The organism is Nocardia miyunensis NBRC 108239 (assembly GCF_001613065.1).
GTDB lineage: Bacteria > Actinomycetota > Actinomycetes > Mycobacteriales > Mycobacteriaceae > Nocardia > Nocardia miyunensis.
Window position 1 is genome coordinate 1 of the sequence record NZ_BDBQ01000064.1, and the last position, 15,548, is coordinate 15,548.

At 66.9% G+C, this 15,548-nt stretch carries 12 protein-coding genes; 1 reads left to right on the forward strand and 11 read right to left on the reverse strand.

The genetic code is table 11. The features are described from left to right. Positions 1-214: 214 nt before the first annotated feature. The 7 genes from NM2_RS27505 to NM2_RS27535 all read right to left on the reverse strand — a co-directional run bounded on the left by NM2_RS27505 (position 215) and on the right by NM2_RS27535 (position 9,412). Positions 215-664 carry a GlcG/HbpS family heme-binding protein gene (locus tag NM2_RS27505; protein ID WP_218026005.1) on the reverse strand — a complete coding sequence of 150 codons (450 nt, stop codon included), beginning with the start codon at positions 662-664 and terminating at the stop codon, positions 215-217. 193 nt (positions 665-857) lie between these two features. After that, the gene (locus NM2_RS27510) at positions 858-1,658 is read right to left on the reverse strand and encodes an enoyl-CoA hydratase (RefSeq protein WP_067674413.1); all 801 of its coding nucleotides are present in this window, start codon (positions 1,656-1,658) and stop codon (positions 858-860) included. Between the two features lie 2 nt (positions 1,659-1,660). Next, positions 1,661-2,839 carry a CaiB/BaiF CoA transferase family protein gene (locus NM2_RS27515; protein WP_067674522.1) on the reverse strand — a complete coding sequence of 393 codons (1,179 nt, stop codon included), beginning with the start codon at positions 2,837-2,839 and terminating at the stop codon, positions 1,661-1,663. Positions 2,840-2,887: 48 nt separating this feature from the next. After that, complete coding sequence (locus NM2_RS27520; RefSeq protein WP_067674415.1) at positions 2,888-3,640, reverse strand: fumarylacetoacetate hydrolase family protein; 753 nt, start codon at positions 3,638-3,640, stop codon at positions 2,888-2,890. A 10-nt stretch (positions 3,641-3,650) separates the two neighbouring features. Continuing rightward, positions 3,651-6,596 carry an FAD-binding and (Fe-S)-binding domain-containing protein gene (locus NM2_RS27525; protein WP_245718247.1) on the reverse strand — a complete coding sequence of 982 codons (2,946 nt, stop codon included), beginning with the start codon at positions 6,594-6,596 and terminating at the stop codon, positions 3,651-3,653. Positions 6,597-6,703: 107 nt separating this feature from the next. Continuing rightward, positions 6,704-8,023: an MFS transporter gene (locus NM2_RS27530; RefSeq protein ID WP_169816245.1), complete on the reverse strand. Its 1,320-nt coding sequence runs from the start codon at positions 8,021-8,023 to the stop codon at positions 6,704-6,706. A 222-nt stretch (positions 8,024-8,245) separates the two neighbouring features. Next, the gene (locus NM2_RS27535) at positions 8,246-9,412 is read right to left on the reverse strand and encodes a pyridoxal-phosphate-dependent aminotransferase family protein (protein WP_040829642.1); all 1,167 of its coding nucleotides are present in this window, start codon (positions 9,410-9,412) and stop codon (positions 8,246-8,248) included. Between the two features lie 92 nt (positions 9,413-9,504). Here NM2_RS27535 and NM2_RS27540 point away from each other — a divergent pair, with 92 nt between their 5' ends. Then, positions 9,505-10,242, forward strand: coding sequence for an IclR family transcriptional regulator (locus NM2_RS27540; protein ID WP_067674524.1), 738 nt, complete (start codon positions 9,505-9,507; stop codon positions 10,240-10,242). A gap of 309 nt (positions 10,243-10,551) precedes the next feature. Here the strand turns inward: NM2_RS27540 and gcl are convergent, their stop codons facing one another. The 4 genes from gcl to NM2_RS27560 form a co-directional block, all read right to left on the reverse strand. Further along, positions 10,552-12,342, reverse strand: coding sequence for a glyoxylate carboligase (gene gcl / locus NM2_RS27545; RefSeq protein WP_067674422.1), 1,791 nt, complete (start codon positions 12,340-12,342; stop codon positions 10,552-10,554). A gap of 136 nt (positions 12,343-12,478) precedes the next feature. Further along, entirely contained in the window at positions 12,479-13,627 is a 1,149-nt protein-coding gene (locus NM2_RS27550; protein ID WP_067674424.1) for a glycerate kinase, read from the reverse strand. After that, positions 13,627-14,511: an NAD(P)-dependent oxidoreductase gene (locus NM2_RS27555; protein ID WP_067674426.1), complete on the reverse strand. Its 885-nt coding sequence runs from the start codon at positions 14,509-14,511 to the stop codon at positions 13,627-13,629. The genes NM2_RS27550 and NM2_RS27555 overlap by 1 nt, the downstream gene beginning before the upstream one ends. A 114-nt stretch (positions 14,512-14,625) precedes the next feature. After that, positions 14,626-15,435, reverse strand: coding sequence for a hydroxypyruvate isomerase family protein (locus tag NM2_RS27560; RefSeq protein WP_067674428.1), 810 nt, complete (start codon positions 15,433-15,435; stop codon positions 14,626-14,628). Positions 15,436-15,548: the final 113 nt, after the last annotated feature.

Consider the following 15,548-nt stretch of genomic DNA (forward strand, 5'->3'; position numbering starts at 1 on the left):
AGTCCGCAGCATCTGCCGGATGCACGCAGTGCCGCAGATGTCGAACTCGACTGCCATGACCGCCTCGATCCGCTCGCTGGGGTAAAGTGTCCGACCAGCGAAGAATAGGCGCCGAAACCATGCCGAGCGCCGTACCGACACGCGGCGGACGCAGCGTGGAGCGCGTTCGCCGCTGCGGGGACGTGGTGGCAGGGGCGAACGGCCGAGGATCGGATCATGCGCCGGGATCAGCGCGCAGGCCGGCGGCGGTGATGCCGTGGATCGCGCATACCTCGTCGTCGTCCGGCAGGTGGCCACTCACCCCGACCGCGCCGACGAGGCGGTCGTCCTCGTCGTGGACGAGCACGCCACCGGGGCCGGGGACGAGATTGCCGTCGGCGAGCGCGATCAGGGAGTTCACAAACGCGGGGCGAGCGGCCGCCATCGCGGCCAGACTGCGGCTGCCGACCCCCATGTTCAACGCCCCGTGGGCTTTCGCTCGGGCGATGGGTTCGCGCAGCAGGCTGGAGCCGTCTTCCCGGGCGAAGGCCACGAGCTTGCCTGCGGCATCCAGCACCGCGATGGTCATCGAGGGAAACGCGTTGCCGCGTGCGTATTCAAGCGCCGCGCCCACGATGGCTTGCGCCTGAACCAGGGTGATCGACGTGATCGGTTTCGCTGGCATGACCAACCTTCAATAAAGTGATCGTTCGATTGATTACGACTTTTGCATCTGCTCGCTCCGGGTAACCCAGCCCAACCGCGCTCATTGACGAGCTACCCGAGCTTCGGTGACCCCAGCCGCCGTGGTGGCCCCCGCCGCCGAAACGGACGTGGTCGAAATGGCCGGCTACTGCTGTCGGCGGTGGCGATCACCACTATGAGTCTTCGCCGGTCGTCCAGTCGCCGTGACATTTCCAGTTCGGCGCTCGTTTCGCCACGAACGCCTCAACCGCGTTCCGGAAGTCGGGGGAGCCGTAGACGCGCGAGACGATATCGGTCACGTCGGCGTCGCGTCCGCTGCGGTGTAGTCTCCGCAGCCCTTCCTTGGATGCCCACATACTCAAGGGCGCGTGTGCGACGATGCGTTCGGTGATCGCTTCGGTTGCTCTGTCCGCGTCATCCGCCAGCGCCACCAGGAATCCCGCCGTATGGGCCTCCTCGGCGCTCATCAACTCGGCTGTCAGCAGGAGTGCGATCGTGCGTGAGTGACCGAAGTTCCGCACGAGCAGGTCGAGGGCGGCCGTCGAGACGCAATTCCCGAGTGTGCGTGCGATCGGAACTCCGAATTTCGCTCGGGTCGTCGCGACCCGCAGGTCGACCGCGCAGGCGATGCCGAGACCGCCCCCGACGCAGTAGCCGTCGATCGAGGCTACGGTGGGGATCGTCACCGCTTGCAGCCGGTTGAGCACCGCGCTCACCCGGCGCTCGTAGTCCACGCCGTCCTGACCCGTGGAGAACAGGGTGAATTGGCTGATGTCCGTACCGGCGACGAATGCGCGACCGTCGGCACCGCGCAGGACCATGACCCGGATCGCGCTGTCGGAGTCGGCCCGGTCGCAGGCTTGCTCGAGCGCCTCATACATGGCCCAGGTCATTGCGTTCCGCTGATCCGGCCGGTTGAACGTCACGGTGAGTACGTGGTTCTCGGCGTTGATCTCGACTTCGGATGTGCTCATCGTTACTTGTCACCTTCTCGGTCGACGTGGCCCATTTCCGCGCGGACCGTTGTGGTCGAATCGCCCAGTAGTGGTCCGGCATGCGCCCGCCGCACGGGAGTGCGGGAGAATCGCATCGGGGATCCCAGCTGCTCGACCGAGCCCAGCGTGGGATGCGGTGCGTCCCAGAGGAAATCCCGGTCTCGCAGCGTCTCGTCGGTGAACACCTGTGCGTAATCGAGGATCGGGGCGCACGGTACCCCCGCCAGCTCTAGGTCGTCCACGATGGACCGCGACGTCCGGGTCGTGGTGACCTTCTCGATGGCCTCGACGAGCTCTTCGCGATACTGCCGCCTGGAGTAAGCATCACCGTATCGCGGGTCGGAGAGCAGGTCGTCCAGACCCAGTGTGTGGCAGAACGCCGACCAGTTCTTCGGTGTGGTCGCACCGATGGTGACGTGCCCGTCAGCGGACCGCACCGCCTGGTAGGGCGCGTTGTTCTGATGCGCGGATCCGTGCGGGCGCGGGACGGTTCCGTCGGCGAAATACATGCCGGCTTCCCATATCGCCAGGGAGACGCCTGATTCCAGCAGGGAGACATCGATGTGCTGACCTTCCCCCGACCGGTCTCGCTCGCGCAACGCCGCGGTCACTGCCAGGGCGATGTAGAGGGCACACGCGAGGTCGCAGATCGGGACGCCGACCTTGGCGGGGTCGTGACCGGGAAACCCGGTGATGCTCATCAGGCCACTGCGGGCCTGCGCCATGATGTCCAGACCGGGGAGGTGGGCGAGGGGCCCGTCCTGGCCCCATCCCGACGCCGAGGCGTAGATCAGGCGCGGGTTCTCCTCGCGCAGGGTCGGATAGTCGAGTCCCAATCGGCTCATCGCTCCCGGCCGGAGGTTCTCGACCAGGACGTCTGCCTCGCGGACGAGTTCCCGGAACGCGGCATTGTCGCGTTCGGCTTTGAGGTCGAGCGTGACCGATTCCTTGTTGCGGTTCAGCCGCAGGAACGGGGAACTCTCCCCGTCGATGAACGGCCCGGTGGCGCGCACGGGATCACCACCGTCGGGGTTCTCCACCTTGATCACGCGGGCACCGAGGTCGGCCAATTGCATCGTTGCGTACGGGGCCGCCATGAACGCGCCGACCTCGAGCACGGTCACGCCGGTCAAGGGTGGGTTCGATTCTGTGGTGAACATATCCTCCGCCTCCATGTTTCCCACCGTGGAAGAAAATCGCGGTGTAGCTCAACCCCGGTCGGCCACTGTGTTGCGAAGCGTGCCGATGCCAGAGATTTCGACCTCGACGATGTCACCGGGCACCATCGGCCCGACCCCGGCAGGACTGCCGGTGAGCAGCACATCGCCGGGTTCGAGAGTGATCCATCGGGTGACGAACGCCAGCAGCTCACCTATCCCGAACACCATGTCCGAGGTCGATTCATCTTGGACGACCCGGCCGCCGAGCCGGGTGGTGATCCGCAACGCCGACGGATCGGCTATGTCCGTCTCGATCCACGGACCCAGTGGGCAGAAGGTGTCCGCGCTCTTCGCCCGCGTCCACTGGCCATCATCTCGCCAATCATGCGCGGTGACGTCGTTCGCGCAGGTATAGCCCAGCACGAAGTCCGCCGCACGATCGGCCGGCACCTCCCGGGCGGTGCGGCCGATGACGACGGCCAGCTCACCCTCGTACTCCAGGCGCTGCACCTCCCGCGGCCGCAGTATCACCGCGTCAGGGGCGGTGATCGCGTTGGGGGCCTTCAAGAACAGTGGTGGCCGCTGCGGCCATGGCCTGCCTTTCTCGGCGATCTGACCGGCGTAGTTGCTGCCGGCACAGACGATCGTGCGGGGATCGCACGGGGCGAGCAGGGTCAGCTCCGCCAGGCTCCCCACCACCGCGCCCGGCTCGGCATTCCCGCCGGGAAACTCGTGCACCACATCCCCGACGACCACGCCATTCCTGGCCTGCCCGTCGAGCGAGTAGCGGACAATACGCATGAGATGTCTCCTATTCTCGGCCGGGGCCGGCCAGCGCCTCGCGTACCAGCTCAACCGGGTGCCACGCGGTGCGGCCCGCTCCGTGGAAGATCTGCTGCCGACATGACACACCGGTCGCGGCCACGATCGTGTCCTCCGGCTCCGCCGCGAGGGCCGGGAAGAGCCGGTCTCCGCCGACCGTCATGGACGTCTCGTAGTGCTCCGACTCGAAACCGAACGAGCCGGCCATCCCGCAGCAGCCGGAGTTGATTTCCTCCACCTGCACACCCGGGATCCGGCGCAGCAGCGCCATCGTGGCCGCCGTGCCAACCTCGGCCTTCTGGTGGCAATGACCGTGATACACGATCCGGCGGCCCGCGAACCGGGAATCCGCTCGCAGCGTCAGCCGCCCCGCATCGATCGCCTCGACCAGCAACTCCTCCACCTGCTTGACCCGCCCAGCAACCTCTCGCAACGTCTCCGAATCCGGCAGCAGCGCCGTGTGCTCGTCGCGCAACGTGAACAGACACGACGGCTCACAGCCCACGATCGGCGAGGCCGGATCCGTCGCGGCCAGCGACGCCACCAACCCCGCCGCCTTCTTCTTCGCGTCGTCGAGTAGTCCCTTGGACAGGCTCGACCGGCCACAGCAACCGCCACTGGCAAGCTCGACCCCCCACCCCGCGCACTCCAGCAGCTCGATGGCCGCACTGCCGATGTGTGGCTCGGTGAAGGTGGTGAACGAGTCGGCAAGCCACTGCACGGTGCCCAATGGCGCATGGCCCAGGGGCACAGCCCGCCGGTGCCGGCGGAACCAGCGCAGCAGGCTGACCCGCTCGAAGACCGGCAGCGGGCGGGCGGCCGTGATGCCCAAGGCGCTCTCCATGATCCGGCGCGCGAATCCGTTGCGGCCGGGCAGGTTCGACAGCGGTGCGGTCGCCGAGCCGATCCGGTTGAGCAGGCGGATGGAGCCGAAGATCCTCGAGCGCAACGGAACTCCGTGGATCTCATGGTGATGATGGAGCGTCTCGGCCTTGAGCGAGGCCATGTCCACACTCATCGGGCATTCGCTCTTGCATGCCTTGCACATCAGGCACAGGTCGAGGATCTCGTGCAGCCGCTCGCCGCCCAGCGCGGCGTGCGGGTCCGGTTCGGACAGTGCTTTCACCAGAGCGTTGGCCCGGCCGCGGGTGGCGTGCTCCTCGTTGTTGGTCGCGATATAGGACGGGCACATCACGCCCGAGGTGGACTTCCGGCACAGGCCGATGTTCATACAGCGATCCGCGGCGCCGCGCATGCCGCCGACGACCTCGAATTGCAGCATGGTCGTCAGTGGCGGGGCGGGCGGCAGCGCGTCGCGGTCACGCAGGTTCTCGGTCATCGATGGCGCGTCGACGATCTTGCCCGGATTCATGCCGCTGCCGGGGTCGAAGATGCGCTTGACCGTGCGCATCACCTCGTAGAGTCGGTCGCCGAAGATCTCCCGGTTGAACTCGCTGCGGGCGAGGCCGTCTCCGTGTTCGCTGGAGTTCACCCCGCCGTACTCGGCTACGAGATCCTTGATGGCTTCGGCGACGGTGCGCATCTTGGCCACTTCGTCCGGTTTGGTCAGGTCGACGAACGGGCGGATGTGCAGGCAGCCTACCGAGCAGTGGCCGTAGAACCCCGCTTCCATCTGGTGGTCGTCGAGGATCTCCTTGAACCGCTTGGTGTATTCCGCCAGGTGAGCCGGATCGACCGCGGTGTCCTCCACGAAGGCTAGTGGGCGGCGAGTGCCCGAGCCGGCCGCCATGAGCAGGCCCAAGCTGGACTTGCGGACCTTGAGCAACGCTCCCTGGTCGGCGGGAGTGACCGCGCGGAGGGTGTGATATCCATGCCCGTTTTGCTGCCACAGCCCCTCGAGCCGGTCCAGCTTGGCGATCTGGCTCGCTTCGTCGTCACCGCTGAACGAGACGAACAGCAGTGCGCCCGGATCGCCGACGAGGAGGTTCCCGAGCTCGGCGTACTCGATCTTCTGCCGGGACAGTTCCAGGATCGTGCGGTCCATCAGCTCGACCTGGTGCGGTTCGCAGCTCAATGCGTCCGTGGTGGCCGCGATGGCGCTCGCGGTGTCGGTGAAGTGCCCGACGGCGTACACCGTGCGCGCGGGCTTGGGCACCAGGTCCACCAGAGCGTGGGTGACGACCACCAGGGTGCCCTCCGCACCCACCACGAACTTGGCCAGATCGAACGGATTGTCTTCCCCGAAGCCCACCAGCCGGTCGAGCCGGTAACCGCCGGCGCGACGCCAGAACACCGGCATCCCGGCCCTGATGATCTCCTCGTTCGCGACGACAAGATCCGGGAGTGCCTGGTAGATCCGGCCCTCCAGCGTCTGCGCCGTCGCCCGGCGTTTCCGCTCGGCCTCGTCGACGGGTTCCAGCCGGGCGCGCGATCCGTCGGAGAGCACCACGTCCAGTGCCCGTACGTGATCGATCGTCATGCCATATGTCAGGGAGCCACTTCCCGCGGAATTGTTGCCTATCATCCCGCCGATCGTGGCTCGGTTGCTGGTTGAAGTGTCCGGGCCGAACATCAGCCCGTGAGCGGCGACTGCCTGGTTGAGCTGATCCTGCACCACCCCGACCTCCACCAGCGCGGTGCGGGCGACCGGGTCGATCTCCACGATCCGGTTCATGTGTCGCGACAGGTCGAGCACCAGGCCGGGGCCCACAGTCTGGCCGGCCAGGCTCGTTCCCGCGCCCCGGGGCACGATCGGCACGCCGAGTTCACCGGCGACCCGCACCGCAGCGGCGACGTCGTCGGCGTGACGTGGAAACACGACGCCCAGCGGAGTTATCGAGTACATGCTGGCGTCGCGGGAGAAGATGTGGCGGCTGTAGTCGTCGAACGCGACCTCGCCCTCCATCGTCGCGCGGAGCGCCTGCTCCAGACGCGGTGCGACCGTTGACCGATCGGTCGCGGCTGTGTCAGTCATCGGGGAGGTCATCACTCGTCCTTTCGAGCCGTTGTCATTCGCAGCAAGCGCCAACGCGGCGAGGGGCCGTCAGGCGGCCCCCCGCCGCGCCGCGATGGCCGGTTGAGTCAGGCGGGGTCCGGCACCTGTGCTTCCTTCGATCCGGACGATTCGAGGTTCATCGCCCGCAGCTCCTTACGCAACGGCAGGACAAGCAGTGCCGCAGCGGCGAAGACCAGACCGAAGAACACCTGGGTGAGCGCGTATCCACCACCGCTGAGGTCGCTGAGCCATCCGCCGATGTACGGCCCGACGAAGCTGCCCAGGTTGCCGACACCGTTGATCAGACCGATCCCTGCGCCCGCGGCCGCCAAGGGGGTGAGCTTGGTGACCGTCGCCCAGAACGGCCCGTACCAGGCGATCGACGCCGCCGTGCCGAGGATCATCGCCGCGAGCACAAGCCACTTCTGGTGCGGCGAGATCAAGCCCGCGCCGGCGAGAATCACCGCCCCGCAACCGAGAACCACCGACATATGGGTAGCGTGCCCGCCCCGGCGGTCTGCCGATCTGCCGATGAGAATGATGGCGATACCCGCGGCGATCTGGGGCAATATCGCGACGATACCCACCTGCATGTCGGTATGGAAAGCCTTCTTGAGCACGCTCGGCAGCCACAACGTGAGGCCGAGCAGGCCCGTCTGCGTCAACGTGTAGATCAGAGCGAAATACCACACGATCTTGCTCGTGAGAGCGGCCTTGAACGTCGCCTGTTGCTCGAGTGGCTCGCCCTCCTCGATCCGAGAATTCTCGATGAAGTTGCGCTCGGCCTCCGACAGCCAGCCTGCTTTGGCGGGCGTGTCGCGGATCACCGCCAGCCAGGCGATGATCCCGATGATCAGCGGAGCCCCGCCCTGGATGATGAACAACCAACGCCAGTCGGCGTAGGTCAGGATGATGCCGGAGAACGGGGCGGCGATTATCGCTGCGATCGGTGTGTAGAGCTTGAAGATCGCGTATGCCCGGCTTCGTTCGGCGAACGGGAACCAGGACCGGATGGTGGCCATCAGCGCCGGTTGCACGCCACCCTCGGCCACCCCGAGCAGGAAACGCGTGAGGAGGAGTTCACCGAAGGTGTGGGTGAAGCCGGAGGATATCGCGGCCACACTCCACAACACCATCAGGATCGCGACCCACCGTTTCGCGCTCCAGCGTTCGGCGATATATCCGCCGGGGATCTGCAGCAGCAGGTAGCCCCAGAAGAAGATGCCGCTCGCGAGACCCTGTTGAGACCCGCTGAGGTGCATGTCGGTCTTGAGGTGGGGCAGCGCGAAACTGATGTTCGTTCGGTCGATGTAACAGATAACGTAGATGAAGACAATAACCGGCAAGATATAGGTCCACCGCTTCATGTGGGCCAGACGCCGGACAGGGGAAGTCTGCTCGATCAACGACCTACCTCCTTGTAGGTTGCCCACGCGGTCGGCGTCGGCTTGTGTTGGAGCAATGGGAGTCGAGGGCAGGATGCCGGCACCGGATTCCAGCGCCGGGCCTCGCGGATCTGCGATGTGGCGGGTCGTAATGCCCATGCCCTCATGGTGGGCTTACGACGTTATCCGCCGAGTCCCGAGCGAATGATCAATGGTTCGATGGAAAGCTCGACAGTGGAGGTGTCATTCGGCACGCAAGACTTCGAGTGCGGCTTGGAGGCCGGCGGGGTCGACGCTCACGCCAGCCAATTCGAGCCCCATCTGGACGCCTGCGAGCGTTCCGGCGAGCGTCAGGTCGTTGAAGTCGCCGAGGTGGCCGATCCGGAACACGCGCCCGGCGAGCTTGCTCAGGCCGGCGCCCAGTGACATGTCGAAGCGATCCAGGATAATCTGACGGACCTTGTCCGCATCGTGTCCCTCGTCCAGTAGCACGGCGGTCAGGACGCTGGAGTGCTCGCGCTCGTCGGCACACAGGATCTCGAGGCCCCAGCCACGGACGGCCGCCCTCGTCGCTTCGGCGTGGCGGTTGTGCCGCGCGAACACGTTGGGCAGCCCCTCTTCTTCGAGGAGGAGCAACGCTTCCCGAAGGCCGTAGAGCAGGTTGGTGGACGGCGTGTACGGATAGAAGCCGCGCGCGTTGGCCTCCAGGATCGGCGCCCAGTCCCAATAGGCCTTCGGCAGCCGCGCCTTCTGTGCGGCCGCGAGCGCTTTCTCGCTGATCGCGTTGAAGCCCAGGCCGGGGGGCAGCATCAGTCCTTTCTGTGAGCAGCTGATCGTCACGTCGACGCCCCACTCCTCGTGCCGGTAGTCGATGGACCCCAGCGAAGAGATCGTGTCCACCAGCAGCAACGCGGGATGGGCCGCCCCATCGATGGCTGCCCGGATCTCCGGTATCCGGCTGGTGACCCCGGTCGAGGTCTCGTTGTGGACGACCATCACCGCGGCGATGCTGTGTTCGGTGTCGGCGGCCAGCCGTTCGGCGACGGCCGCCGGGTCGGCGCCCCGCCGCCAGTCCCCGGGAACGAAGTCGACGACCAGCCCGAGGCGCTCCGCCATATCACGCCACAGGCTGGCGAAATGGCCGGTTTCGAACGCCAGCACGCGATCACCCGGCGAGAGGGTGTTGACCAGTGCCGCTTCCCACGCCCCGGTCCCGGAGGAGGGATAGATGACGACCGGACCGCTGGTGCCGAACACTGGCTTGACCCGTTGCAGCAGGTCCAGGGTGAGCTCGGCGAAGTCGGGTCCGCGGTGGTCGATGGTCGATTGCGCGATGGCGTGCAGCACCCGGTCGGGAACGTTGGTCGGTCCGGGGATCTGTAGGAAATGCCGTCCACTGTGAGCGGTCACTACACCAATTTCCAATCTGTGCCGTGTTGTGGCACACTGTGCCGGGATAAGGTCCGGTAATCGTAGGTATGCAACATCGAGGAGTCAAGACATTGCGGAATGTCCTGAACGCACTTCGCGTGCTGGAAGAGGTCGCAGCGCGGCAGCCGATCGGCGTCGGCGAGTTGGCTCGTGTATTGGATATGCCCAAGAGTTCGGTGCAACGTGCGCTGGTCACCCTCGACACAGCGGGATGGATTCGCCCCGCGTCGGGCGAGGTCACCCGATGGGTCATGACCACCAAGGCGCTCGCGGTCGGCGGTCGCGCCAGCGGGGATCTCGGTTTGCGCGGTACGGCCTTGCCGATCATGGAGGACCTGCGCCGACACACTGAGGAGACCATTCACCTGACGGTTCCCGAGGACGGCAAGATGGTCCTGATCGAGCGGTTGGAAACGGACAAACCGGTACGGACCAGTATGGCGCTGGGGCACGCACTTCCCCTGCACGCGTCCGCCAACGGCAAGGCGGTACTGGCGTTCAGCAGTCCGGAAGTCATCAGACAGTTGCTCGCGGACGAGCTGTCGCGCTATACCGACACGACGATCACGGACCCGGACGAACTGCGCGCCGAACTGGCCGTGATCCGGGAACGAGGGTTCGCCGTCAATCATGGGGAATGGCGGCCCGACGTCGGCGCCGTCGCGGCAGCCGTCATGGGAGCCGACGATAAGCCGATCGCGAGCCTCAGTGTGAACATCCCGATCGGCCGCCTGACCGATGAATCCGAGGTCGCTTTCGGTGCCGCGTTGAAAGAGGCGGCGAGCAGTCTCAGCGCCCGGCTCGGCTAGTTGCCGTGTGGCGTGACGTTGGAGACGGCGTGGCGAGCTGATATGGCGAAGACCTCCGAGTGACGTGCGACCCGGCTGGGAACGCAGTCACTCGCCGGCGGTCTTCGTGTCCCGCCGTGATGCCCCGTTGTCCGAGTTGGGCCGGTTCGCAGCTGGGAGCTGCTCGGGGACCGTTGCCAGTTCGCAACGCGATGGCTCTGAGTGAGGCCGGCAGCCAGGAGATCAGGGCAGTGCCCCGCCATACCTGGGTCGCAGGTATGGCGGTGGCTGGGCCGTCGCGTCGGCTGATACGGGCTGGGGGCCGACGTGTCAGAGCAGGGGGAGTAGAGCCGTGGGGGCGTCGGCGGAAGTTTCGGCCAGGGGTTCGAATTCGGTGATGTTGTCGATATCGGTTGCGCCCATGGAGATGTTGGTGACCTTCTCCAGGATGATTTCGACGATGACAGGGACCCGGAATTCGGTGGCGAGGTCCTTGGCGCGAGCGAAAGCGGCGGGCAGGTCGCTGGGGTCTTCGACTCGGATTGCCTTGCAGCCCAGTCCTTCCGCGACGCGGACGTGGTCGACGCCGTAGCCCTTGGCCAGGCCGATCGTGTCGTCGGCGTTGATGTTGTCGAAGCCGAGCTGGACGAAATAGTCCATGTCGAAGGCGCGCTGGGCCTGGCGGATCAGGCCGAGATACGAATTGTTCACCAGCACATGGATATACGGCAGATTGAACTGGGCGCCGACGGCGAGTTCCTCGATCATGAACTGGAAGTCGTAGTCACCCGACAGGGCCACGACGTTGCGCGAGGGATCGGCGGCGACCACGCCGAGCGCAGCGGGCACCGTCCAGCCCAGCGGCCCGGCCTGGCCGCAGTTGATCCAGTTGCGCGCGGAGTACACGTGCAGCATCTGCGCGCCCGCGATCTGCGACAGGCCGATCGTGGACACGTACCGGGTGTCGCGGCCGAATGCCCGGTTCATCTCCTCGTACACTCGTTGCGGTTTCACCGGGATGTCGTCGAAGTGCGTCTTGCGGTGCAGGGTTCGCTTGCGCTCGGTGCATTCGGCCACCCACCCGGAGTAATCGGGCAGCGTCCCGGCCTCTTTGCGCTCGCGGGCCACCTCGATCATCCGCTCCAGCGCCGCCTTGGCGTCCGAAGCGAAGCCGTAGTCCGGGGCGAACACCCGCCCGATCTGCGTGGGCTCGATGTCGATATGCACGAAAGTGCGTCCCTTGCAGTATGTTTCGAGTCCACCGGTGTGGCGATTGGCCCATCGGTTGCCGATGCCCATGACGAAGTCGCTGGCCAGCAGGGTGGCATTGCCATACCGGGTGGAGGTCTGCAAACCCGCCATGCCCGCTGCCAATTCGTGGTCGTCGGGCAGGATGCCCCAGCCCATCAGGGTGGGCACGACCGGAACGTTCAGCAGTTCGGCCAGTTCGACCATCAGGTCCTCGGCGCCAGCGTTGATGATGCCACCACCCGCGACGATCAGCGGCCGTTGCGCGGCGGTCAGCATAGCGATCGCCTTGGCGGCCTGCGCGCGGGTCGCGGCGGGCTTGTAGACCGGAAGCGGCGCATAGGTTTCCGGGTCGAAGTCGATCTCGGCCAGCTGCACGTCGATCGGCAGATCGATCAGCACCGGGCCTGGGCGGCCCGAGCGCATCAGATGGAAGGCCTGCTGGAATGCGCCGGGCACCTGCGCCGGTTCCAGCACGGTCACCGCCATTTTCGTGACGGGCGCCGCGATCGCCGTGATATCCACGGCCTGGAAGTCCTCCTTGTGCAGCCGGGCGCGCGGGGCCTGCCCGGTGATGCACAGGATCGGAATCGAATCCGCGATGGCCGAATACAAGCCGGTGATCATGTCGGTGCCGGCTGGGCCGGAGGTGCCGATGCATACGCCGATATTGCCGTGCGCGGCGCGCGTGTAGCCCTCGGCCATATGCGCAGCGCCCTCGACATGGCGGGCCAGCACGTGGTTGACGCCGCCGTGTGCGCGCAGCGCCGAATAGAAGGGATTGATTGCGGCGCCGGGCAGGCCGAATGCCTGTGTGGCGCCCTCCAGTTCCAGGATCTTGACGGCCGCGTCGACGGTCCTCATGCGTGGCATGTCGTGTACTCCAATAGTCTTGTGTCGGTGTATTTCTCGGGTCATCAGGAGTCGAGGCCGGGTGAGGAGAGCCGGTTCGAGTTGGTGGTTGTCCGGGCGCCGGGATGCCGCGGGTCTGCAATATGCGACTCGGGAGTTACGGGGTTCGGCCGGTCGCCGGGGCGGTGAGCTGCTCGCGCGCGATCAGCTCACCCAGCCGTTGCAGCAGCCCCGCGGCCTCGTCCTGGCAGCGCCGCAGATCCGGCTCCAGCGCGGTGAGCGGATACGCGGCGGCGAATCCGGCTGCGCGCAGCTGTGTCTCGTCGAGCAACAGCCGTCCGGCCACCGCGATCGTGCGCACCTCGGCCTTCGCGGCGCGGGCCGCGACGCCCGCGGGCGCCTTGCCGTGCAGGGTCTGCTCGTCCAGCGAACCCTCTCCGGTCACCACGAGGTTCGCGCCCTCGAGGCCGCGATCGAATCCGACCAGGTCGAGCATTACGTCGATTCCGCCGGACCGGCGTGCGCCGAGGACGGCGATCGCCGCGAATCCGATGCCCCCGGCCGCACCGGCGCCCGGCCGGTCGGAGGTATCGTGGCCGGTGCGCTGGGCCACGAGGTGCGACCAGTGCGTCAGGCCCGCCTCGAGCACGGCCAGCTCACTCGTGCCCGCTCCCTTCTGCGGCCCGAAAACCGCTGCCGCGCCGTGGGGTCCGAGTAGCGGATTGTCGACATCGCTGGCCAGCACCAGATCTACCTCATGGATGCGCGAGTCCAGTCGATGCAGGTCCAGATAGGCGGCGTCGGCCAGAGCGCCGCCTCCGGGGCCCACCGGGCGCCCGTTCGCATCGAGGAGAATCGCGCCGAGCCCGGCCAGCATCCCGGCGCCCCCGTCCGTGCACGCGCTGCCGCCCACACCGAGGACCACTGTGCGGCAGCCGGTGTCGAGCGCGGCCAGCAGCAGTCGGCCGACGCCGCGGCTGGTCGCCGTGAGCGGGGCGAGGACACCGCCCGGCAGCCGGGACAGCCCGCATGCCCCGGCCGCCTCGACGACCGCGACGGTTCCGTTGTGCGCGAACGCCGTTCGCACCGGCTGCCCGGTCGGGCCCTCGACTTCGACCGTGGTGCAGTCGAATCCGGCGGCGACCGCGGCATCCACCGTCCCCTCCCCGCCGTCGGCCACCGGGACCCAGCGGATGTCGGCGTCGGGGCGGACGCGCCGGATACCGGTGGCGAGCGCCTCGGCGACCTCACCGGCGCTCAGCGAGCCCTTGAACTTGTCCGGCGCCAGGACGACTCGCGGCGTCATTACTTGTCGCCGCGCCCGTTGAGGTTCTCGATGACCTTCAGGAGCGCCGAGTGGTCGAGCGAGCCGTAACCCTGTGCGCGTCCCGCGGCGATCAGCGAGGCGGTCAGGGCCGCGGTCGGCAGCGACACATCGGCCTGCCGGGCGGCGTCGGTGATGATCCCCATATCCTTGTGGTGCAGGTCGATCCGGAATCCGGGGGCGAATTCGCGCGCCACCATCGACGCGCGCTTGCGCTCGAGGATGGTGCTGCCGGCCAGCCCGCCCGCGAGCACGTCCAAGCCCTTGCCCGCGTCCACGCCCAGCGCCTCCATCAGCACGATCGCCTCGGCGATCAGCGCGTAGGTGCCGCCGACGACGAGCTGGTTGGCGGCCTTGACCACCTGCCCGGCGCCGTGCGGGCCGACATGGATGAAGGTCTTGCCGACCGCCTCGAAAATCGTAGTGGCGGCGATGAAGTCGGCCTCGTCACCGCCGACCATGATGGACAGCACGCCCTCTTCGGCGCCGCCCTGACCGCCCGAGACCGGCGCGTCCAGCACCCGGAAACCCGCCGTGGCGCCCGCCTCGGCGATGGCGATCGAGCTCTCCGGCCGGATGGTGGAGAAGTCGATCAGCAGCGCGTCCTTGGGCGCGTGCGCGAAGACGCCGTCCCCGCCGAGTACCACCTCCTCGACCTGAGGGTGGTTGGGCAGCATGGTGATGACGATCTCGGCGTCCTTCACCGCGGCCTCGATGCTGCCGACGCCCTTGCCGCCGTCGGCCTCGAGCCGGCGGTACGCGTCGGGGTTGAGGGTGTGGGCGAGCACCTCGTGCCCCGCCTTGGCCAGATGAGAGGCCATGGGGGAGCCCATGATCCCGAGCCCTATGAATCCGATTCTGCTCATCGAGGTAACTCCTTTATCTTTGTGCTGAACGAGCGGGCCCTGCGTGGTCACGCAGGCTGTCTCCTCCGGGCCCGCCGCGGCCTGACGCTCGTTCGGCGGGGCGGTCGACACGTTTCAACGAGCGGTGGGCAGCCAACCCAGACTGTCAGCGCTGGCGCCGGTGGGTACGTATTCCGCGGCGACATGACCGCGGTAGCCGGTGCCGCTGATCTTGTCGACGTAGCCGAAGATGTCGAGCTCGCCGCTGCCGGGCTCGTGGCGGCCGGGCGCGTCGGCGATCTGGACGTGAGCAATCCGAGTGGCGTAGTTCGCGATAACCTTGTCCAGGTCATCGCCGTTGACGGTGAGATGGTAAAGGTCCGCGAGCAGGCCGAGATTTGTCACGCCCTGTGTTTCGCGTACCCGATCCAGCACTCCGACAACGTCTTCGGCGGTCTTCAGCGGATAGGCGGGAACGCCGCTGACCGGTTCCAGCAGGACGGTGCCACCGATCTCGGCGACCGAGCGGCCGGCCAGGGCCAGATTGCGGATTGCCACTTCGTCCTGGGCGCCGGACTCCTGGCCCTCGATGCGGTTGCCGTACAGGGCGTTGAACGCCGGGCACCCGAGGCGGCTGCCGATCCGCACGACCGCCTCGACGTTGTCGGCGAACTCCTGCTCGCGCCCCGGCCACGAAACGAGCCCGCGGTCGCCGCCGGCCATGTCGCCGGCGAAGAAGTTCAGTCCGATCAGCCGCACACCGGCCTGTTCGATGGCCTCGGCGAAGGCGTCGATCTCCGCGTCGGCGGGTGTGGCGGTGGCGAAGGGCCACCAGAATTCCACCGCATCGAATCCGGCAGTCTTGGCAGCGGCGGGCCGGTCCAGCAAGGGGAGTTCGGTGAACAGGATGGACAGGTTCACCGCATAGGGGAGGGGTTGTGTCATGCCGTCTCTTCTTCCGGACGCGTTAGATTCCACAATGTGGAATAATGATTCCGTTGAATGACGTTAACGCCGGTGACCTGCGGCGGTCAAGCCTTTTCGCAGATCTGGACGAA